General features: G+C 46.1%; 20 protein-coding genes and 1 other annotated feature. Of the genes, 16 read left to right on the top strand and 4 right to left on the bottom strand.

What is annotated here, in order from left to right:
- The first annotated feature begins 18 nt into the window (after positions 1–18).
- The 8 genes from MKY44_RS16620 (at position 19) to tyrS (ending at position 7,889) form a co-directional block, all read left to right on the top strand.
- Positions 19–600 carry a TetR/AcrR family transcriptional regulator gene (locus tag MKY44_RS16620; RefSeq protein ID WP_076317587.1) on the top strand — a complete coding sequence of 194 codons (582 nt, stop codon included), beginning with the start codon at positions 19–21 and terminating at the stop codon, positions 598–600.
- Positions 601–654: 54 nt separating this feature from the next.
- Complete coding sequence (locus MKY44_RS16615) at positions 655–954, top strand: Dabb family protein (protein WP_341007911.1); 300 nt, start codon at positions 655–657, stop codon at positions 952–954.
- 46 nt (positions 955–1,000) lie between these two features.
- Complete coding sequence (locus tag MKY44_RS16610; RefSeq protein WP_076317589.1) at positions 1,001–1,780, top strand: NRDE family protein; 780 nt, start codon at positions 1,001–1,003, stop codon at positions 1,778–1,780.
- 312 nt (positions 1,781–2,092) lie between these two features.
- A complete protein-coding gene (locus tag MKY44_RS16605) occupies positions 2,093–3,409 on the top strand; it encodes a nucleobase:cation symporter-2 family protein (RefSeq protein WP_341007910.1) in 1,317 nt (438 codons plus the stop codon).
- A gap of 299 nt (positions 3,410–3,708) precedes the next feature.
- Positions 3,709–5,178: a protein adenylyltransferase SelO gene (locus MKY44_RS16600; protein ID WP_341007909.1), complete on the top strand. Its 1,470-nt coding sequence runs from the start codon at positions 3,709–3,711 to the stop codon at positions 5,176–5,178.
- A gap of 91 nt (positions 5,179–5,269) precedes the next feature.
- A complete protein-coding gene (locus tag MKY44_RS16595; protein ID WP_341007908.1) occupies positions 5,270–5,713 on the top strand; it encodes an Imm63 family immunity protein in 444 nt (147 codons plus the stop codon).
- Between the two features lie 20 nt (positions 5,714–5,733).
- Positions 5,734–6,162 carry a DMP19 family protein gene (locus MKY44_RS16590; RefSeq protein ID WP_341007907.1) on the top strand — a complete coding sequence of 143 codons (429 nt, stop codon included), beginning with the start codon at positions 5,734–5,736 and terminating at the stop codon, positions 6,160–6,162.
- 120 nt (positions 6,163–6,282) lie between these two features.
- Positions 6,283–6,510 (top strand) — a binding site (T-box leader).
- 116 nt (positions 6,511–6,626) lie between these two features.
- Positions 6,627–7,889, top strand: coding sequence for a tyrosine--tRNA ligase (tyrS, locus tag MKY44_RS16585; RefSeq protein WP_036613950.1), 1,263 nt, complete (start codon positions 6,627–6,629; stop codon positions 7,887–7,889).
- A 155-nt stretch (positions 7,890–8,044) separates the two neighbouring features.
- Here the strand turns inward: tyrS and MKY44_RS16580 are convergent, their stop codons facing one another.
- The 4 genes from MKY44_RS16580 to MKY44_RS16565 form a co-directional block, all read right to left on the bottom strand.
- Positions 8,045–8,323 (bottom strand): YxcD family protein, encoded by a 279-nt coding sequence (locus MKY44_RS16580; protein WP_017687903.1) that lies wholly within the window; start codon positions 8,321–8,323, stop codon positions 8,045–8,047.
- Between the two features lie 5 nt (positions 8,324–8,328).
- Positions 8,329–8,826, bottom strand: a complete 498-nt coding sequence (locus MKY44_RS16575) for a hypothetical protein (RefSeq protein ID WP_036613538.1) — start codon at positions 8,824–8,826, stop codon at positions 8,329–8,331.
- A gap of 98 nt (positions 8,827–8,924) precedes the next feature.
- Complete coding sequence (locus MKY44_RS16570; RefSeq protein ID WP_036613540.1) at positions 8,925–9,491, bottom strand: PadR family transcriptional regulator; 567 nt, start codon at positions 9,489–9,491, stop codon at positions 8,925–8,927.
- Positions 9,492–9,664: 173 nt separating this feature from the next.
- On the bottom strand, positions 9,665–10,240 hold the full coding sequence (locus tag MKY44_RS16565; protein WP_100527356.1) for a beta-class carbonic anhydrase: 576 nt from the start codon (positions 10,238–10,240) through the stop codon (positions 9,665–9,667).
- Between the two features lie 349 nt (positions 10,241–10,589).
- On the opposite strand from MKY44_RS16565, the gene MKY44_RS16560 reads away from it, so the two are divergent.
- The 8 genes from MKY44_RS16560 to mutS all read left to right on the top strand — a co-directional run bounded on the left by MKY44_RS16560 (position 10,590) and on the right by mutS (position 21,345).
- Positions 10,590–12,104: a carboxypeptidase M32 gene (locus MKY44_RS16560; protein WP_341007906.1), complete on the top strand. Its 1,515-nt coding sequence runs from the start codon at positions 10,590–10,592 to the stop codon at positions 12,102–12,104.
- Between the two features lie 159 nt (positions 12,105–12,263).
- Positions 12,264–13,268 carry an ABC transporter substrate-binding protein gene (locus tag MKY44_RS16555; RefSeq protein ID WP_341007905.1) on the top strand — a complete coding sequence of 335 codons (1,005 nt, stop codon included), beginning with the start codon at positions 12,264–12,266 and terminating at the stop codon, positions 13,266–13,268.
- Between the two features lie 29 nt (positions 13,269–13,297).
- Positions 13,298–14,092, top strand: a complete 795-nt coding sequence (locus MKY44_RS16550; protein ID WP_341007904.1) for an ABC transporter ATP-binding protein — start codon at positions 13,298–13,300, stop codon at positions 14,090–14,092.
- Positions 14,093–14,130: 38 nt separating this feature from the next.
- Positions 14,131–14,922: an ABC transporter permease gene (locus MKY44_RS16545; protein ID WP_445670690.1), complete on the top strand. Its 792-nt coding sequence runs from the start codon at positions 14,131–14,133 to the stop codon at positions 14,920–14,922.
- Positions 14,923–15,270: 348 nt separating this feature from the next.
- Positions 15,271–16,248, top strand: a complete 978-nt coding sequence (locus MKY44_RS16540) for an aromatic acid exporter family protein (protein ID WP_036613548.1) — start codon at positions 15,271–15,273, stop codon at positions 16,246–16,248.
- Between the two features lie 75 nt (positions 16,249–16,323).
- Positions 16,324–16,884, top strand: coding sequence for an outer spore coat protein CotE (locus tag MKY44_RS16535; protein WP_017687912.1), 561 nt, complete (start codon positions 16,324–16,326; stop codon positions 16,882–16,884).
- Between the two features lie 201 nt (positions 16,885–17,085).
- The gene (locus tag MKY44_RS16530) at positions 17,086–18,336 is read left to right on the top strand and encodes a putative amidoligase domain-containing protein (RefSeq protein WP_341007903.1); all 1,251 of its coding nucleotides are present in this window, start codon (positions 17,086–17,088) and stop codon (positions 18,334–18,336) included.
- Positions 18,337–18,543: 207 nt separating this feature from the next.
- Positions 18,544–21,345, top strand: a complete 2,802-nt coding sequence (gene mutS, locus MKY44_RS16525; protein WP_341007902.1) for a DNA mismatch repair protein MutS — start codon at positions 18,544–18,546, stop codon at positions 21,343–21,345.
- Positions 21,346–21,365: the final 20 nt, after the last annotated feature.

Genomic DNA, 21,365 nt, shown 5'->3' with positions numbered 1-21,365 from the left:
ACAAAGGAGGATTGGTACATGTCTGGTGTATTGTCTCCAAACTCGAATGATCCGCGTGTGATTCGCACACGTCAATTAATTCTTGATGCGTTTTTAAACCAATTGAATCTTAAAAATTTCAACAGCATTACGATTCAAAACATTACGGAACAAGCCACAATTAACAGGGCTACATTCTACGCCCATTTTCAGGATAAATATGCACTGCTTGAAGCCTTGTTATCGGATGCTTTTATGGAATATGTAACGAAAAGGGTGGACCCGGATGCCCGGTTATCAGCCGAAACCATACAGCAGCTTATATTTTCATTATGTGACTATCACGTCTCAAGTAATGGATGCATCAAAAAATATGAGACAGTTGCACCAATTATTGAAGAGAACATCAAGACTCAACTGGAGCAATTCCTTCTTGAATTAATGAGCAAAGTAGCGGGGGATGTAGATCCCAAAACGCTGAAAATTACGGCAACGATGCTAAGCTGGTCGATCTATGGAATGACCTATCGATGGAATATTGAAGGCGGGCAGGAATCCCCGGCTGAATTAGCCAACAGAGTGGTCCCCTATATGATGGGCGGATTGGAATTGTTGAATTGACTTCATTTAACGAAATTGCCTTACTATTCGAATGGACATAGGAGGAATAAAAAGATGTTTGAACATTTGGTTGTTTTTAAATTTAACGATAAAACTACACTAGCCAAACAGCAGGAATTGGTGGATCAATTACTCGCGTTACAGGAACAAATCCCGGGGATTGTCGCGCTGACTGCAGGGATCAATACAACGGAAGAAACGGACCGTATTCAAGGTTATACCATTGGATTGAGAGTGACGTTTGAAGATCAGGAGGCATTGCGCGCCTATGGTCCACATCCTGCTCATCAGGCATTTGTAGCTTCCCTGGATGGTTGGGTGGAAGATGTAGTTGTAGTTGACTATGCGATATAAAGGCGCGAAATTAGAGGTTTAACGAATATAGGAGTTGAAGATTCCCATGTGTTTAATTTTATTTGCTTACAACATGCATCCAAAGTATCCGCTTATATTGGGATCAAATAGGGATGAATTCTATCATAGACCTACGGCTCAAGCACACTATTGGGAAGATCATCCTCATATATTGGCTGGCCGGGATTTGTTGAAAATGGGAACCTGGATGGGCGTAACCACAGAGGGGCGTCTGGCTGCTGTCACGAATTATCGTGATCCGAATGAAGATGTACATGCCAAAGGTTCAAGAGGAGATCTGGTTGCAGATTTTTTAAAGGGAACGTCCACACCCAAGCAATATATGCAATATGCGGAGCAAAGCCAAAATGATTATCCTGGCTACAATTTGTTAGTGGGTGATCCTGACGACCTCTATTATTATTCTAATGTGGGTAATGTTGTGATGAAGTTGAAACCGGGAATATACGGGATTAGTAATCACTTGATCAATACAGATTGGCCCAAGGTAAAACGTGGAAAAGAAGGGCTGGAGAAAATCATCAACGGGGAGGACGAAGGTACCCTGACAGAACAAATATTAGGTTTGCTGCAAATGGCAGACCCTTCAGTGGATGAACTATTGCCTCATACAGGTGTTCCATTGGAATGGGAACGTTTGCTTTCTCCCATCTTCGTAAAAAGTGAAAAATTCGACTATGGAACCAGAGCTTCATCCGTTGTTCTGATGAACAGAGAAGAAGTGTTTTTTACGGAGAGGGTTCACCAGAACGGAGAGGTAATAGAGCAACGTTTTAACATCAAACCTCTTAACTCGACAAGCTGAGAATAGGAAAATTTGATGTTCTGACATTATGCATTTACATGAATCACTGAAGTTAAATCCAAAGTTCATGTTTCATTGCTTCTGAGTGTAAAGAGTACTTTCGTTATTCTGTGTTAACTAATATAACGCGAAATAAACGGTATGAGAATACCTTTTGTATAACATGCCCAATTTTAGTTGGGCTCTTTATCTCTTATCACAATTCTATGTTATGAATCATGGAACTTCCCTGAATAGTTTATATAATGTGAATCAACATAACATGATTTTGCAGCGGTTCTGTTGATTCTAATTTCAGGGGGGCAACGTGGGATGAAAGAAACCAAAAAGATGAGAGTTTTTTCACTGGGGATTCAGCACGTACTCGCGATGTATGCGGGAGCAATTCTGGTGCCTTTGCTTGTGGGCAGAGCACTAAATCTGACTGCAGAGCAGTTGGCGTATCTGGTATCCATTGACCTGTTAACGTGTGGGATTGCAACATGGCTTCAGGCTCGGAAAGGGAAGTATCTGGGTATAGGTTTGCCAGCGGTGCTCGGAAGTTCTTTTGTAGCGGTGACACCTATGATTGCGATTGGATCGCAATATGGAATTCCTGCCATATATGGGTCGATCATCGCAGCCGGGTTATTTATCGTCATCTTTGCCGTATTTTTCAGCAAAATCGTCAAATTGTTTCCACCAGTTGTGATCGGTACAGTGGTAACCATCATCGGTCTTGCGCTAATCCCAACCGGCATTAAAAACATGGCGGGTGGAGCAAACAGCGAGAATTTCGGAAGTTTGGACAATTTGGCGCTTTCATTTGGTGTATTACTTTTCATTCTTATTCTGAATCGATATGCTCGTGGTTTTGTTAAATCTCTGGCTGTTCTCCTGGGTATTATCGTGGGGACCCTCATCGCAGCTTTCATGGGAAAAGTGAACTTTGCCGCTGTACAGGAAGCCTCCTGGTTCCATTTACCTCAACCCTTTTACTTCGGATGGCCTACCTTCGAAATCGGTCCAATCATTACAATGATTATTGTAGGTACGGTGGTTATCATCGAATCAACAGGTGTATTTATGGCTTTGAGCAAAATCTGTGATCAACCGATCAACGAAAAAGATCTGGCACGGGGATATCGCGCGGAAGGTCTTGCGTTTGTCCTTGGCGGCATATTTAATGCTTTTCCATACAATACATTTGCACAGAATGTTGGTTTGGTTCAGCTCTCCAAAGTGAAAACGACCAATGTTGTTGTTGCAGCCGGAGGTATACTGGTCTTTCTGGGACTCATTCCGAAGGTAGCTGCTTTTGCAACCATTATTCCAAGTGCTGTCCTCGGAGGAGCAACTGTTGTCCTGTTTGGAATGGTCGTCTCATCCGGGATCAAAATGCTGCAAAACGTCGACTTTGGCAAACAATCCAATCTATTAATCGTGGCTTGTTCCGTTTCACTTGGGCTCGGTGTTACTGCTGTACCCGACCTGTTTGCCCAGCTTCCTCAAAGTATTCGGATTATTGTTAGCGATGGTATTATCACGGGAAGCCTGTCAGCGATCCTGCTTAATGTATTCTTTAACCTTGCTTGGAAAAAAGAGAGCTTGCCAGTACAGCCTGTACAGGCTCAGGAAGCACACACGTAATCCATGTAATAACAGACGTGTCATCTGGTAGTAAGTAAGCGGAATAGATCCAAGATGGTTTTCTGAGAAGTGGAATGCAAGACAATGATTCCACTTGGCAAAGAAACCTCTTGGATTTTTTGGTGCTTACGATTCATGAGGAATGCAAAAGGCATGCAAATATGCTAAAGTTTCATCAAGAACATTTTAGATGTTCCCTACATTGAATTTCCATGCGACTACATAAATGAGCATCGGTTCACAAGGCTAAAATAAAACCAGGGGATATCCCCTGGTACAGAAAAGGAGTTGTGATCACCATGCTACAAGAAACGTTGAACAAAGGGTGGAACTTGGAGAATAGTTATGCGCAGTTGCCGCAACCCTTTTTTACAAGTCAGGGCGCAGTGCCTGTTGAATCACCAAAGCTAATCATTTTTAATAGACTGCTTGCATCCAGCTTGGGACTGGATGTGGAGTCTCTTGACAGTGATAAAGGAGCGCAAATTTTTGCAGGTAATTTGATTCCGGAAGGGGCCGAGCCTTTGGCTCAGGCCTATGCAGGACATCAATTCGGCAATTTTAACATGCTTGGTGATGGACGCGCTTTGCTGCTGGGTGAACAGATTACGCCACAGGGCGAGCGAGTGGATATCCAGCTGAAAGGTTCAGGGAGAACACCGTACTCTCGTGGAGGAGATGGACGTGCTGCTGTAGGGCCCATGTTGCGAGAGTATATTATTAGTGAAGCGATGTATGCACTGGGTATCCCAACGACACGCAGTCTGGCGGTGGTATCAACAGGAGAAAACATTATCCGCGAAACAGAGCGGCCTGGGGCCATATTGACCCGTGTGGCTTCCAGTCACATCCGGGTAGCAACCTTCCAGTACGCAGCTAGATGGGGGTCTGTTGAAGATCTTCGGGCGTTGGCTGATTACACGTTGCATCGACATTTTCCTGATGTTGCTCAAGCTGAGAATCGCTATCTTTTGCTCCTTCAGGAAGTGATTAAGCGGCAGGCGGCTCTCATTGCCCAATGGCAGCGTGTTGGTTTCATTCATGGTGTGATGAACACGGATAACATGGCCATTAGTGGTGAGACCATTGATTATGGTCCATGCGCTTTTATGGATGTTTACAATCCGTCAACGGTATTTAGCTCTATTGACAGGCAAGGTCGCTATGCTTATGGTAATCAACCGTATATTGCCGGGTGGAATTTGGCTCGTTTTGCCGAGACGCTTCTGCCGTTGTTGCATGAAGATGAAGAACAGGCCGTGCAACTCGCTCAGGATGCTATCGCACAATTTTCTGAATTGTACCATCATCATTGGCTCCAGGGAATGCGTGCCAAACTGGGCTTGTTGGATGAAGAGGCCGAAGATGAAGCATTGATCAAGGAGCTTCTTGAACTCATGGAGAAGCATAGTGCAGATTACACCAATACGTTCCTGGCTTTGACTTTTGATACATTGGAAGGGACAGCTTTGTTTGGCACGACAGAATTTGCTGAATGGCATGAGCGGTGGCAAGCAAGATTGGACAGACAGCAAGAGGAGAAGGAAGTCTCTCGGCAGTTGATGAGAACGAACAATCCAGCGGTCATCCCCCGCAATCATCGGGTCGAGGAAGCCCTTGAGCAAGCGGAGAACCACGGAGATCTTAGCGTGATGCAGAAGCTTTTGGCAGTTCTTTCAGACCCGTTCGCGCACTCACCTGAGCAGGCTGAATATGCCGAACTGCCTGCACAGTGCAATACTTCGTATCAGACTTTTTGTGGGACCTGATTGAACAGTATGGAAGAAGAGGCTGCCTTCGGCAGCTTTTTCATTTTTTCATTCTGTCTTCGACGTTACTTTTATAGAGGCAGGTGCATTCATGTCCAACATGTTAAGCAAAGAACAATTGGCAGACATCCTTTTACAGCTTTTAGAGCGTACGTCTTTCCCTAGGGAACAGATGCAGAACTATGTTAACCGCTTGTTTGAGAGCTTTAAATGGGATGGGGTGCCCTATGTAGAGACTGGAGAAGATACGTATATCGTACGAATATACGAACGTGGTCTCGTCTCATTGGAGAAACGGGTGAAACAGCCGGATGAAGTCATCTATTGGTTGCTGGAAGATATTATTTTCACCGCGACGCATGTAGGGTTGTTGGAAAGACATGGCGTGGATAATAAAGAGACGCATTTGAACTATACAAATGATGTGATGAAGGAACTAAACAGGGGTGTTCAGGAAGCCTTCCAGCAGATCGGTGATCCGTATTTACATTGGCATCAGACGGGTAAACGTCAGGAGTTAGAGGGCATGAAATAAATAAAAATGAGGTGTGTTACGTGAGCGAGCAAGATATTAATGATGTATGGTATGACTATGCTGTGTTATTTGTCAAAAAAAAGAATGAATCTGAACAGGGCTGGGCTTCGTTGACTTCGAACGAGCAGGACATTGTTGCTTTATGGCTGTTAGAGGCGGATATCTTTAACGGCGGTTTTATACAGTTTTTCTGTAACTGGGGGGAAGAGGTATACCGTTACGCGTTGCGGGCATTACATACCATTGGTGCGACTCAAGTCGTGGAGATTATAACGTCAGCATACGGCTGCATGGAGCATCTGAAAGAGGATGAAAGGCTTACTGAACTGTGGGATATTCCTAAATTACTGACAAAGGAACAAGAGGACCAGTTAGATGCGCTGGATCAGCAATTTTGGAACAATGAGGATCAGATTGCGGAGAAAGCCTATGGTTATTATCACGGATAATTGAACATGATGATTATATAATCTGGTTTCAATTATGCATCCGATCTTCTGTTCAAAGATTGCATACTTGGTCTTGCAATGACTGAGACGTTCGGCTATACTTGCTATAAATTGAATACATGAATCACGTTGATAGAGCGCAGTAGCGGCTTTGTCCCTGTTACAGAAAGTCAGGGGTTGATGGAACCTGATACATACAAGGGCTGCGAATTACACTCTGGAGTACTTGGGTAATGCCAAGCGGATGGGCAAACGATATATTGCCAAAAGTGGTATGGATAACGTGTTAAGCTCACGTGTTGTCCATGCAATTTGGGTGGTACCACGGTTATGATAATCGTCCCTGTGTCTAATGAAGACAAGGAGGCGATTTTTTTGTGTCCAAAAAAGCCGCTCCAGGGTGTTATTTCGTAATTTAACGTAGATCATGACTGAATCTTGAGGATAGAAAAGGGGTTATACAAATGAATATTATTGATGAACTACAGTGGCGTGACGCTATTAACCAGCAGACGGATGCAGAGGGACTGCGTGAGTTGACTGAAACCAAATCAATCTCACTGTACTGCGGCGTTGACCCTACGGGGGATAGCATGCATATCGGACATCTCATTCCATTCATGATGCTGAAACGTTTTCAACTGGCAGGACATCGTCCAGTCATTCTGATTGGTGGAGCTACAGGCACGATTGGTGACCCAAGTGGTCGTCAGGCAGAGCGTTCTCTGCAAACGATGGAGCAAGTGCAGGAGAATGTGGATGCACTGACAGCGCAGATGAAAAAGTTGTTCGTAACAGATGGCGATAATCAGGTTCGCATGGTGAACAACTACGATTGGACACACAAAATCAATGTGATTGAATTCTTGCGTGACTACGGTAAAAACTTTAACCTCAACACCATGCTGGCTAAGGATGTAGTTGCGAGCAGACTGGAGGGCGGAATCTCGTTCACCGAGTTTTCCTACCAGATCCTTCAATCACTCGACTACCTGCACCTGTTCCAAAACGAAGATGTACAGCTTCAAATCGGCGGTTCTGATCAATGGGGGAATATCACGAGTGGTCTTGATCTGATTCGTAAAAAAGAAGGATCTGAAGCGAAGGCGTACGGTCTGACCATACCGCTCATGCTCAAATCCGACGGTACGAAATTTGGTAAAACAGCTGGCGGAGCAATCTGGCTTGATCCGAACAAAACGACACCATTTGAATTCTACCAGTTCTGGGCGAATACAGATGACCGTGATGTGATCAAATACTTGAAATACTTTACCTTCCTGAGCAAAGAAGAAATTGAAGCTTTGGCTGAAAAGGTAGAGACAGAACCGCACAGACGTGAAGCACAGAAAGCACTCGCGGAAGAAATGACAAAATTTGTTCACGGCGAAGAAATGCTCGAACAGGCTAAACGTATTACAGCGGCGCTGTTCAGTGGTGATATCCGTTCCCTAACAGCAGATGAAATCGAGCAGGGTTTCAAGGAAATGCCAACATTCGAAACGGACGGCGAAGCGAAAAATATCGTCGACTGGCTCGTAGATCTGGGGTTGGAGCCATCCAAACGCCAGGCGCGTGAGGATGTCACTAAAGGCGCGATCTCCATGAACGGTGAGAAAATCACAGAGCTTGAATTCACAGTCTCGGCAGAGCATGCCATTGGCGGTAAATTCATCATTATACGTAAAGGTAAGAAGAACTACAGCCTGGTTAAACTTCAATCGTAGTTTCCAAGAATTAGAACGTAACACAGAGACGTATAGAGACTATAATAGACACACAAATAAAGCTACAAATACAGAAAAAAAAGACCGCCTTCCATCTCTGTCAGGCGACAGAGGGGAGGCGGTCTTTCGTATATCAGGCCAGTGACTGACCTATCTTATTGATTAACAATCGCTGTGATTTCTTCATCCAGATCAAGTCGTACATTCTCACGGTACGCCCGGATGTTGTATTCACTGTGCAGGTAACGAAGAATCGCTTCAATCATATTGGACTCCACCAGATATTGACTACGGCCTTGAATCCAAACTTCAGCGGAATAACCTGTATCTTCTTCCCAACTCAGTTCTACATTCACATCGGTTGGACGTACACCCTTACGTTCTGCCATGTGAATACAGATTGCATTCACAATTTCATCCATGCTAAGAACCATAGAGATTAGTACCGTCCGTTTCTGTTACGGTCATCATCACGATCATTGCGACGGTCATAACGACCATCCGCTGCAGGTTTGCGACGATTGGAGATGGCTCTGAAGAGTGCCATAGCCAGCATAACAATCAACATAATTGCTGCAACGTTCACGAGCAATCCAAGGATGTTACCCAGAGCGCCCATGCCACCGAACAATCCGCCAAACATCATACCAGCAAGACCACCAAGCATCATGCCTTTCATGAATCCGCCGCCACCGCCGAAGAATCCGCCACGGTTCGTTGTAGCTGCTCCATTGCTGGAGTTGTTATTCGTATTCGATTTGCTTACATTGCTGTCGGATTTCTTAGGTGTATTGCTATAACTTTTTGTACCGGATTTGAATCCGCCACCACGTCTTGCATCTGCAGAATCCGGATTCGTTACTCCCACTGTTGCGAACAATAATGTAAAGGCCATAAATACCATCATTAGATGTTTAACTCCGAATTTTTTCTTCATTGTAAAGATCGTAACCCCCCGATTAATTTGTTTGAATCGCCCAAAAATGGGCCTTACTCATGTAATACGGTCAACTTGCAGGAACGTTTCAAATTTTATTAAATTTCTGAAACGCTTGGACTTGGGTCTTGAATTGCAGCTTGGCCATCAAGCAATTGGGTAACCCAATGACACCATTCCAGGCCTGTTTGTGCGTGCATTAACCCTTTTTGTACCAGGATGTAGCTTCCAAAATCTCGGTTGCCTACACGAAGATTATCCTGAGGTATACGTGACTTCAGATCCTCGAAATAACGTATGCGTTCCATAAACCAGCTTTTACGCTCGTTAAGAATGCGTCTCATGCTTCCGTCTTCCGCTATGCCAACACACAAAATACGCAAATTAAATTCATCGCGTGTAACCGGTGCGGTAACAGGAGTAATCATCCATTCCAAGAGCTTTTCAATGCCTTTTTCCGTAACTGCGTACATTTTCTTGTCCGGTTTGTCAGACTGTTGTACCCAGCGGGAGGCCAATAACTCATCGTTTTCCATCTTGGACAGGAGTGGATAGATCTGGCTGTGTTTCGCCTGCCAATGAGGCTGGATTTTCAGCATCAGATCATAGCCCGATGACTCCTCGCGGGTAAGCAGCCCGAGTAATCCGTAGGAAAGTATGTTCATGCACATGTCTCCTTAATATTAGGGCTAGGTCAGAGAGAACAATCGTTTTTACTTTCTTTGACCGCTTTCATAAAAAGTGTACACTGAAACTGTATGGTTTGACAACCTGACAGAACAACTGCCTTAATTTAGACAAAAAAAGTGCGAACCATAAGGTCCGCACTCCAAACCATTTAGAGAGATGCCTGTTGTCCATACCCCTCAGCGACAAGATCAAGCTCACCTGTGGCAGAATCGATAACCATGCCGTGGACGGGTACATTGGGAGGAAGTAAAGGATGCTTCTTGATCACTTCCACAGTATGTTTTACCCCTTCTTCGACGCTGTCAAACCCGCGCAACCATTTTTGCAAACGGATGCCTGAATTCTCCAGGGTTGTCATGACTTCTTCCGATACGCCACGCTCAACCATATGTCCAATCATGGTCTCAGCGTGAAGGGAAGCCATACCACATTCCGTATGCCCCACTACCAGGACTTCATCTGCACCCAGTTCATAGATGGCGACAAGTACACTACGCATTACACTCCCGAAAGGCTGAGAGATAATTGCGCCTGCGTTTTTGATGATTTTCACATCACCGTTTTTCAGGTTCATGGCCTTGGGCAGCAATTCCACAAGACGTGTATCCATACAAGTGATGATAACCATCTTTCTGGTTGGAAACTTGCCAGCCGTATACTTTTCGTATTCTTTGGTCTCGACAAATGATTTGTTGTAAGCCAAAATCTCTTGAATGTTGTTCATGTCCATTGCCTCCTGTTATCCAATACGACGAGCACGGCCACTTGCATATGATGCAGCTTGTCCTACGCGCCTTTGCATTAATAGTGTTTCACGGTCAGCAGATGGCATTACTCCAACCCTTTAGAGGTTGTTCAAAAAGTCCACTTTTGATTACAAATCATGCCTGAGGGCATCATCAGCATCGAAGTTGAACGCCATTTCTATCTTATCGGTAATGAAAACCAGACTTTTTGAACACGTATCTTTAGGAGAACAATGCATTTTTCATCTGTTAAAAGTTGATTATACGCAATGCAAAAAGTATCATCAATAGGGTATAACATTTTTTTTGAAGAGGTGAACGATAACAATGGATAAACAAACACAGGAACATTTGGAATCCTTCCGTAATCTGGCTCGTAAAATTAAGAGCTATCATGAAGCCATTGGTTTGCTTCACTGGGATCTGCGCACAGGTGCGCCGAAAAAAGGCGTTCCGACTCGTTCGGAGACGCTGGGTATGTTGTCCACCGAAGCATTCAAGCTGCAAACCTCGGCTGACATGAAGACTTACCTGGATGCATTAACGACTCCAGCAGTATTGGAACAGCTCGAAGATATAGATCGTCGTCTGGTTGAAGATTGCAAGAAAGAATATGATCGCAGTCAATCCGTACCACCGGAAAAAGTACAAGCATATACCGTGCTAACTGCCAAGTCTGAAACGGCATGGGAAGATGCCAAGCATAACAGTGATTTTGCAGGTTTCTCGCCTTATCTGACAGATATCGTTAAGCTCAAACAGGAGTTTATTGATTATTGGGGTGTGAAGGATACCCGTTATGATACGTTGCTTGATATGTATGAACCGGATCTGACGGTTGAGAAAGTGGACGCTGTGTTCGCCCGCCTCAAAGCACGTTTGGTGCCTCTACAAGAGAAGATTAATGCTTCAGAAAACAAGCCAAATACAGAGTTCCTGAATCAGTTGTTTGACACCAAACAGCAGGAAAAATTCAGTCTGTTCATCCTGGAACAAATGGGCTATGACTTTGAAGCTGGACGATTGGACGAGAGTGTTCATCCTTTTGCAACGGGTCTTAACCCGGGTGATGTGCGGATCACAACACATTATCTGCAAGATGATGTAGCAAGCGCAGTCTTCAGTTCACTACATGAGGGCGGACATGCCTTGTATGAGCAAAATATTGATGACAGTCTTGCGGGTACCCTTCTTGCCGAAGGAACGTCCATGGGGATTCATGAGTCCCAGTCCCGTCTTTGGGAAAACATGATTGGGCGCAGTCTGCCATTCTGGACACGTTATTACAAAGATTTGCAGCAGCATTTCCCGCAACTGAGCGAGGTTGAACTGGAAGATTTCTATCGTGCAATCAACCGGGTGGAGAGTTCACTCATTCGGATTGAAGCGGATGAACTGACCTATAACCTGCACATTATTATCCGGTATGAGATTGAGAAAATGTTATTCAATGATGGTCTGGAAGTGAAAGATCTGCCGGAGACCTGGAATGCAAAATACAAGGAATATCTCGGTATTATGCCAACGAATGATGGAGACGGCGTTCTTCAGGATGTTCACTGGTCCGGTGGTGACTTTGGTTACTTTGCTTCGTATTCTCTGGGTAATATGTATGCAGCTCAAATTCTACATACATTGCGCAAGGAAATGCCGGAATTTGATACCCTCATTGCCGACGGTAATCTGATTCCAATTAAGGAATGGCTTACAGACAAGATCTACCGGTATGGTAGAAGTCGCACACCTTCCGAATTGATTGTTGCCGTAACGGGTGAAGAATTGAACCCGGATTATCTGGCTGATTATCTGGAAGCCAAATATGCCGAGATTTACAAGCTGTAGATATCCCATAAATAACATATTAAATAACATTTCGAAGAGCTGAAGAGTCGGGTATTATTGCCCGGCTCTTTTTTGCATTTAAGTTCTTAACCTTTTGTTGGGCATCGGCATATCCATAATAGAGAGAAACTGCTGAAACCAGTGAAGGAGGGAAACAACATGAAATACACGCCATGGTTCGTCCGGGGCATCGTTATTCTGCTGATTATCATTGTGGCGCTCACCAGCTGTAATAAGGAAGAGAATGAAGCCAAGATTACGATTGGCGAAGTGACTCGTTCGGTATTTTACGCACCGGAGTATGTGGCTGTGGCTCAAGGTTTTTTTGAAGAGCAGGGACTTGAGGTGGATATTCAAACGACTGCTGGTGGTGACAAAACGATGGCGGCATTACTCGCAGGTTCGGTGGATATCGCACTGGTAGGAGCGGAGACGTCCATATACGTCTATCAGCAGGGAGCTGAAGATCCGGTCATTAACTTTGCCCAGCTCACCCAGACGGATGGTACATTTCTGTTCGCTCGTAACACAGAAGGTAGCTTCGATTGGGAGCAACTGAGGGATTCCACATTTCTCGGTCAACGCAAAGGCGGCATGCCGCAAATGGCAGGGGAGTTTGCACTGAACAAACATGGCATTGATCCTCAAAGTGATCTGGAGCTGATTCAAAATGTGGACTTTGCCAACATTGCGTCTGCTTTTGCCTCAGGCACGGGGGATTATGTTCAACTGTTTGAACCCCAGGCATCCATCTTTGAACAAGAAGGTCGGGGTAAGGTTGTTGCATCGTTTGGAACAGAAGGTGGTCTTCTGCCTTACACCGTCTTCATGACGAAACAGAGTTATCTTAACGACAATAAGGATATCGTACAGAAGTTTACGAATGGTCTACACAAAGCGCAGGCATGGGTGGATTCCCATACGGCTGAAGAGATTGCTGAAGTCATTTCTCCTTTTTTCAAAGACATCGATCCAGCCATTATGGTAAGCAGTGTGAATCGTTATAAGGAACAGGGCAGCTATGCAACGGACCCAATCATTGATGAGGAAGAGTGGAACAATCTGCTTGATGTCATGAGTGCCGCCGGAGAGTTGAAAGAACGTGTGGATTTGAACGCCATTGTGGATAATGCCTATGCGGAAGAAGTTACGAAATCAAAGTAATGGGGTATTCAGGAAAGGAAGTGAGCAGAATGCCTGAATCCGAAAGTGTGATCCGACTGGAGGGGATCTCTCAAGTATACGTCAGCGAGCGGGAAGCTTCCTTGGTGATTGAGGACTTGAGTCTGGAGATCCAAAAAGGAGAGTTCGTCAGTCTGGTTGGACCGAGTGGATGCGGTAAAACGACATTGTTGTCGATCATCGCCGGGCTGCTCACACCCACCCGAGGAGAGGTTAAGGTTAAAGGCAAACTCGTTGGCGGCCCCTCAGCACAGATTGGTTATATGCTTCAACAGGACTATCTGTTTCCATGGCGGACCATTCTGGATAATGCTTTGATCGGTCTTGAACTGACAGGCAGACTGGATGAACGGAGCCGTGAGCGTGTACGGGAACTGCTGGTAAGTATGGGGTTGGCCGGAACGGAGAATCAGTACCCGTCAGAACTTTCAGGGGGTATGAGACAGCGAGTGGCTCTGGTGCGCACGTTGGCAACCGACCCGGGAATTTTATTGTTGGATGAACCATTCTCAGCACTTGATTATCAAACCAAGCTGCAACTGGAGGATCTGGTCTCGGACACGTTAAAACAGTTTGGAAAAACCTCTGTTCTCGTCACCCATGATTTGTCTGAAGCCATTGCGGTCAGTGACCGCGTCATTGTGCTTGATCGTAATCCCGGCCGCATCCGTCGTGAGTTTATCATCCCCGATGAAATTCGGAAGGCTCAGCCCTTCCATGCCAGGGAGCAAGAAGGATTCAATGCGTTGTTTCAGGCGTTGTGGAGTGAACTGGATCAGTCCGGGGGAGGTGAGGGAGACGCGTGAATCCAATGAATCCGAAGCAGGAAAAGCGTGACGAATGGATGGGGCAGCTGCATCGGAATCATATTCAGCAGGTGGCCAGATGGCGACATCAAGTGCTTGCCGTACAGTTATCTATGCTAGTATGTATGTTTTTGCTATGGGAAGTCGCAGGCAGACTTCGCTGGATTGATGTGTTGTTGTTCAGTTATCCGAGTAAGGTTTTTGCCCAGATTGGCAAGGACATCGCTAGTGGCGAGTTGTGGGCACATGTTGGGGTAACCGTAGGGGAAACGGCAGTTGGTTTTTTATTGGGAACACTGGTGGGAACCTTGCTTGCGGTTTTAATTTGGTGGTCTCCTTTTTTGTCCAAAGTGTTGGACCCCTATATGGTTGTGTTCAACAGTATGCCAAAGGTAGCACTTGGCCCGATCTTTATTGTGATGTTCGGCGCGGGTTTTACAGCGATTGTCATGACCACATTGTCCATCACGGTCATTATCACGACGCTGGTCGTGTATAACAGCTTCAATGAAGTGGATCCCAATTATATTAAAGTCATTCGTACGTTTGGTGGAGACCGTTCCGAGATTTTTACAAAAGTTGTATTACCTGCTTCTTTTCCGGCGATTGTATCCACTTTGAAAGTGAACGTGGGCATGGCTTGGGTGGGTGTAATTGTGGGTGAGTTTTTGGTCGCCAAACAAGGGCTCGGTTATCTCATTATCTACGGATTCCAGGTATTCAACTTCACACTTGTATTATCGAGTCTGTTAATTATTGCTGCAGTTGCAACAGCCATGTACCAACTTGTTGTCTATGCAGAACGCAAAATGCTGTCTGGCCGCAGGTGATTCAGAAGTGTTTTACTCGCAATGTGACCGGGTATGATATGTATACAATTTCACAAGGGGTGTCACGTTGCCCGATACCGTAAAATCAAGTACCATATTTAGTATGATTATTCCGCGCAGATCCGGAATGAATGCGATGATTGGAGAAGAGGGCCTTGAGGTTCTGTCGCAACGATCTAACTTGCCAGCGTCCCTCATTCGGGGCGTGTTGCTGTGACCGGCATGCATGCGCATGTCGGTTGATGTCGTCTAGTTTACATTTGGATGAGACATACTAGTCATGATAAATGAATGAGGCGACGAGCTGGCTAAGAATTTTTTTGCAGCTTAGAGGAGATGGAATGTTAAATGGGTTTTAGGGTAATTAAAACTGCAATCGCCGCATTAATGGCTGTATTGATTGCAGACTGGTGTCGCTTGCCGGGACCAACATCAGCGGGATTGCTTGCCATTCTTGGCGTGGATGTAACGAGAAAACGAAGTATTCGCACCATATCGGCACGGTTCTTTGCTTCCGTAGTTGGACTTTTATTTGCAAGTGTACTTTTTCACTTTCTAGGCTTCCATTATTGGGTGCTGGCGGTATACATATTGATCGCATTCCCGGCTATTGTCCGGGTAGGCTTCAAAGAAGGTATTGTTACAGGTTCTGTTGTGGTGTTTCGGGTGTTCGGCGGCGGGGAGATGGACGTGCATGTCGTCCTCGTACAAATTGCTTTGCTGTTAATTGGTCTTGGTTCCGCAATGGCGGTGAACCTGGCCTATATGCCGGCAGCAGATCCACAGATGCTGCGCATTCGCAAACGAATTGATGAACTCTTCTCGAAGATTTTTAAGGAATTTGCAGCCACGCTGCGTAATCCCAATGAAGCGTGGGCGGGGAGAGAGCTGATTGAAGCAGATAAAGCGATTCTGGGCGGTATTGATGCTGCCAAGCGTTCTCTGGAGAATCAGGTGATTCATCCGAATGAGGAATGGAGTGTCTACTTCTATATGCGCAAAACGCAGTTGGACTCCATCCAGCACATGATGCATCTGGTGTCACAGATCTATCAGAAGATGCCTCATGCGGAAATGGTATCGGAGCTGTTCGATCAGCTTAGTCAGGATGTACTTACTGAATCTTACACCGGACGAACTGAAAAACTTCTTGCGGATGTGCAAGAAGAATTCAAACGTATGGAGCTGCCGGATACAAGGGAAGAATTCGAGATTCGTTCCGCAATTCTCCAGCTGTGCCGTGAACTCGCGCTGTATCTGAAAGTCGCGAAGAAGGACAAAGCGCCGTCCCCAATATCGGACCGGTCCCAATCTACAAACGAATAATAGAAAATAGTTGTCACCCTAGACGAATGCCCTGCATACACTTGTAGTGAATGATTGTATGGAGGAGGTTTAAAGATGTCATTGAGTCATAAACATCAATGTAGAGAGATTATCACGAAGGCGATCTGCGGCAAAGGTCGTAAGTTCTCTACCGTAACACATACCGTGACTCCGCCAAATGGTCCGACAAGTATTTTGGGGGCTTGGATTATCAACCACCAATATGAAGCCGTATCAGCGGGTGACGGAATTGAAGTTATTGGTACTTACGATATCAACATTTGGTATTCCTATGACAAGAATTCGCAGACGGATGTAGCCAAAGAAACGGTGTCGTATGTAGAACATGTGCCTTTGTCCTATCTGGACCCGAAACACCGGACTTCCACAGTAGAGGTATCTGCGGATGCAACGCAGGAACCTAGCTGTGTGGAAGCCACAGTATCAGCAGGTGGAAGCAGTGTAATTATCCGGGTAGAACGGGAATTCGCTGTGGAACTCGTTGCCGAAACCAAAGTTTGTGTGAAGGTCTGCACAGATGGTTGCGGTGACTACGAAGACAAGGACTATGACTTTGGCAGTGCCGATGGAGATTATGACGATCTCGATCCCGATCTGCTCGACGATGAGCTGTGAGTTTGACGCCTGTATTTGATAACCTAAGGTATCATATGCGCCAGAAGGCGCGGTGAAGAGGGCGTAAGCCCTCTTTCTTCTTAAATATTAAAAAATGGGTGGTAACGAGCCTCGCAATGTGCCTGGAATACCTTTCACGGGAAGGCTCCGCATTGCGGGGTTATTTTTATTTTAGTTGCATGATCCGGGAGGGGGGACGTAATGAATGTGATGGAACAAGCGGAGGAAGCGCTGCGCCGATATGAAAGGATGACTTCTGGAGAACGTGCAGAGCGGTTGAAACAGGCAGGCATTGAAGTATTGTCACTGCACGATCGGCGCAAACGTGAACCAGGCTTGCGTGTACGCTATGACGTAGAGATAAGCTGTCTGCAGGCGATTCGGATCAAACGCAAGGATACTAGTGGCATGGGAGGGGCACAGGAAACTCTATTGGAGCGTGAAGCGAGTTCAACCTTATTCAAGCGCATAGAACGACTTGCGATCAAAACGCTGTATACGCTAGGACTGGATCATGGAGCTGTTCGAATGGAATCCTCAGGGAACGGCGGTTGTGCAGTGATTTCGATTGATCCATGTCCCTGGAAAGGGGTGACCAACCTTGCTGCTACCTATAGGGAAAGCTGGAAGCAGCATCAGGAACTGCTGGATGAGGAAGTGAGTCACAGACCCACTCCGATACTCGGCATGGACCCCGAGTTCCTTCTGGTTCAGATGCCGGAATCCAAAATCGTACCCGCCTCCAAATTTCTTGAACGTACCGGATTGGCAGGCTGTGATTCCGTGACGATTGGTGGACGGCGCATATATCCGGTTGCCGAACTGAGACCGACTCCCAGCTCCGAACCACGAGAATTGCTGGCCCATCTGATGAGGGCATTCGCAGCCGCTTCCCGCAGTATCAGTGATCACTCGCTCATCTGGCAGGCAGGAGGGATGCCACAACGGGGATTACCTCTGGGTGGTCATATTCATTTTAGCGGGGTGAATCTTACCGGGGAACTGCTTCGTGCACTGGACAATTATCTGGCATTGCCACTGGCATTTCTGCAAGACCCACGAGGATCGGGAAGACGACCCCGTTATGGAGCACTTGGTGATTTTCGCCTGAAATCCTATGGTGGGTTTGAGTATCGTACGTTACCCAGCTTTCTTGTGTCGCCCCTTGTTGCAAAAGGTGTTGTGGCCTTGGCAGGTCTGATCGCGAGCGGGTATACTCAATTACGGCAGCGTCCTTTGGCGAAAGCTGAGGTTCATACCGCTTTTTATGAAGGAAAGCGTGAAGTGATTAAGGAACACATTCCAGCTCTCGTAGATGATCTGAAGAGGTTGGATGGATATGCACGTTATGAACGGTATGCGTCTCCGTTAATCCTTCAATTAAAACTAGGAAGAACTTGGGATGAGAGCCGCGATATTCGCAAACTCTGGAATATTCGGGCAGGTTCATGAAGTACGGACGTTTTTTTGATATAATAAGAAACAAGTCTTTTATGAGTAATAAGCTACTACGGAAGATATGGAGCAGCAACCTTTGAAGGAAGTGGCGATTAGCCAACACATAAGGCGGAGGCGCAAACACAGTGCCTGACCGTCTTATTGTCCTTCCAGGACGCGTTTCTTCCTGACATTATAGGAACAGGATGGAGGATATTCATCATGGCTCAGTATACGCCAATGATTCAACAATATTTGCAAGTGAAGGCCGAAGCACAAGATGCTTTTCTATTTTTTAGACTGGGTGACTTCTATGAACTGTTCTTCGAGGATGCGATTAATGCTGCTCGTGAACTTGAGATCACGCTGACCGCACGTAATGGAGGCACGGATGACAAAATTCCGATGTGCGGTGTACCTTATCATTCGGCTGACAATTACATACAGCGTCTGATTGAAAAAGGATATAAAGTTGCAATTTGCGAACAGATGGAAGATGCAAGTGTAACCAAAGGCATGGTACGACGTGAAATTGTACGTGTGGTTACACCCGGAACGGTAATGGAAGGCAAGACACTGGGTGACAAATCCAACAACTACATGGTTTGTCTTACAGGTAATCAAAATACGCTGGCGCTCGCGGCCTGTGATCTGTCAACGGGTGAGTTATATGTGACATCCGTGCCCTATTCCAAGGAATGGCTTAAAGATGAAATCGGCATCTACGAACCATCAGAGCTGGTGGGGGATGCAGCGCTGCTTGAAACGGTAGAAGCCGAGGCGTCTCCAATCGGTCGCCCTGTGGTCTACACGTCGTGGACAAAAAATAAGGAGGATTTGGTCCGTCAGCAGTTTGGCGAGGCTGTATGGGCAAGATTAGAGCCTGAACGTCAAGCGTGCATTGCGCGTCTTTTCTCCTATCTGAGTGAGACACAGAAACGTTCTCTGGGGCAATTAACTCAAATCTCAACGTATGAGCCCGATCATTACATGATCTTGGACCCGTTTACCCGCCGGAACCTGGAATTGGTTGAAACTGTGCGTGAACGCTCCAAAAAAGGTTCATTACTTTGGTTACTTGATCGGACGGAGACGTCCATGGGTGCAAGAATGCTGCGTCGCTGGGTCGATAAGCCATTATTGCAAAAAGGGAAAATTAATGAGCGTCTTGAAGCAGTGGATACGCTGTACAACCAGTTTATATTGCGTGAGGACCTGCGGGCAGAACTTAAAGACATCTATGATCTGGAGCGTTTGGTAGGCCGGATTGCGTTTGGTAATGCCAATGGTCGTGACCTGAATGCGCTCAAGTCATCGCTGGAGAAAATTCCAGGACTTCGTCAGCATTGCGCAGGATCATCTTCCGCAACATTGCAACATATTGCCGAAACGATGGATGATTGCAATGATCTGCGTGAAGCCATCGGGCAAGCCATTGTGGACGAGCCGCCGGTATCGGTAAGGGACGGAGGTCTGATCCGTGAAGGGTACCATGAACGTCTGGATGAATTGCGTGGGGCTTCGGTTAACGGGAAACAGTGGATTGCGGAGCTTGAAGCGAGAGAGCGTGAGGCGACAGGCATTCGATCGCTGAAGATTGGATATAACAAAGTGTTTGGTTATTATATCGAGATCACCAAGTCCAATCTGTCCTCGTTGCCAGAGGGACGTTATGAACGTAAACAGACACTTGCCAATGCAGAACGATATATTACGCCGGAGTTGAAGGAGAAAGAGACACTGATTCTCGAAGCTCAGGACAAAATGGTTGATATTGAGTATGGACTGTTCGCAGAGCTTCGCGAGCGGCTGAACAAAGAGATTGCAAGATTGCAGAAGCTGGCTGAACAGGTAGCAGAAATTGATGTGTATCAATCTTTTGCGGTGATCAGTGCTGAGCGAAACTTTGTACGTCCTACGTTGACCGACGGTTATGATCTGGTTGTGGAAGAAGGACGCCATCCGGTCGTTGAGGCGGTTATGCGAGATGGCGCATTTATTGCCAATCACACCGCAATGACCAAGGAAGAGGCACGTATTCTGCTGATTACCGGTCCGAATATGGCTGGTAAGAGTACGTATATGCGACAGGTCGCTTTAATCTCCATTTTGGCACAAGTGGGTTGTTTTGTACCTGCGGGTCAGGCGGAAGTGCCGATCATGGATCGCATTTTCACACGGATCGGTGCCGCGGATGATCTCATTGGTGGACAGAGCACATTCATGGTGGAGATGGCCGACATTCAGGTCATGACGGACAAAGCCACTCCACGCAGTCTGATTATAATCGATGAATTGGGACGTGGGACATCGACCAGCGAAGGTATGGCGATTGCTCAGTCTGTTATTGAATATGTACATGATATTATCGGCTGTAAAGCCCTTGTATCAACTCATTTCCATGAACTTGCTCATCTGGAGGAGAGTCTGGACAAGCTGGCCAACTACTCGATGGCGGTACAGGAGAGTGGTGACAAAGTTAATTTCCTGCGCAAATTGATTGCCGGGGCAGCCAGCAGCAGTTATGGTATCTATTGTGCACGCCTTGCAGGTCTGCCTGATAGCATTATAAAGCGGGCGAATGGACTGTTGCATGGGTTTGAACATGCGGCCGCACAAGTAGCTGTGGGCAGTGAATACATCGGAAACGAAAAGCAGGAAGCAGGCCCGAATGTAAAAGGTGTAGAATTCCAACACACGGATTCAGCACTATTGATTCGGGAACATGAGATTGTGGAGAGTGCAGAGTACACACCTTCTATTGAAGAGTCGGCCGGGAAGCAACATACCAAGAAATCAAACAGCAAAGGACAGTCCAGCGCAAACCATTCGGATGTGGTTCAACTGTCCATCTTTGGGGATGATGAGCCAAGTGTGGCAACGAAACCGGATGTAGTTGCGGTGGATAAACCAGCGCGAGAATTCATCCGTACGATGAAAGATATCGATGTCATGAATATGACGCCTCTTCAGGCGATGCAGATATTGAATGAACTCAAATTGAAGGCACAGCAATTATCCTGAGTATAAGGGAGGGGAAAACC

Origin of the sequence: Paenibacillus sp. FSL R7-0026 (genome assembly GCF_038004485.1) — a bacterium.
Taxonomy (GTDB): Bacteria; Bacillota; Bacilli; order Paenibacillales; family Paenibacillaceae; genus Paenibacillus; species Paenibacillus xylanexedens_A.
This window is presented reverse-complemented; position numbering and strand designations above follow the sequence as displayed.